1 protein-coding gene is annotated in these 685 nt (G+C 71.8%); it reads right to left on the bottom strand.

All coding sequences use genetic code 11. The annotated features are described in order from the left end of the window. On the bottom strand, positions 1–573 hold a 573-nt coding region (locus H489_RS33725; RefSeq protein ID WP_031260326.1), incomplete at its 3' end, for an alpha-L-glutamate ligase. Positions 574–685: the final 112 nt, after the last annotated feature.

Genomic DNA, 685 nt, shown 5'->3' with positions numbered 1-685 from the left:
GATGAAGGGTTCGCGCGCCGTCAGGTACTCCTGCAGCAGCGTGATGCCGTCGACCGGGGCCTCGAACTCGGGGCTGTCGACGTAGGCGTCGAACTCGGCGAGCGAGTCGAAGCGCCGCACGCCCAGGCCCTTGCCGCCCTGGTTGTGCTTCGTGATGAACGGGACGTCCTGGCCGTTCGTGAAGTCCTTCGCCGCCTGCTTGAGCGTCGTCGTGCCGAACACGGCGGTGGTGCGGGGCACGTCGAAGCCGGCCTGCTGCAGGAGGCCGTGCTGGGCGACCTTCGACACCTCGAGCTCGAGCACGTGACTGCCGCCGACGACCTGGCGACCCGCTCGCTCGAGCCACCCGAGGACGGCGCGGGTGTACTCCTTGCTGTGCTCGTGGCCGCGGGTGTGGGAGCTCGCGGACATGCGGCTCCAGTACACGCCGGGTGCCGGCTCGGCCGCGAGGTCGATCTGCCCCTCGGTCAGCAGGATCTCCTCGACCGGGACGCCCTCGGCCTCGAAGGCGGCGGCGAGCGGCGGGAACCACTCGGGGTTCTCGTGGATGACGTACACGCGCGGAGTGCTCACGCCCCCACCCTAGGCACGGTATACCGCACGCGGCCAAGTGTGTGACGCGGCGTTGCTTCTCGGTGGCGGGGCGGGGGCGGGGCGGGGCGGAGCGGAGCGGGCGGGCGGGGCG

Origin of the sequence: Curtobacterium flaccumfaciens UCD-AKU, from assembly GCF_000349565.1 — a bacterium.
Taxonomy (GTDB): Bacteria; Actinomycetota; Actinomycetes; order Actinomycetales; family Microbacteriaceae; genus Curtobacterium; species Curtobacterium poinsettiae.
Note: the sequence above shows the minus strand (reverse complement) of the source record. Positions and strands in the feature narration are given on the sequence as shown.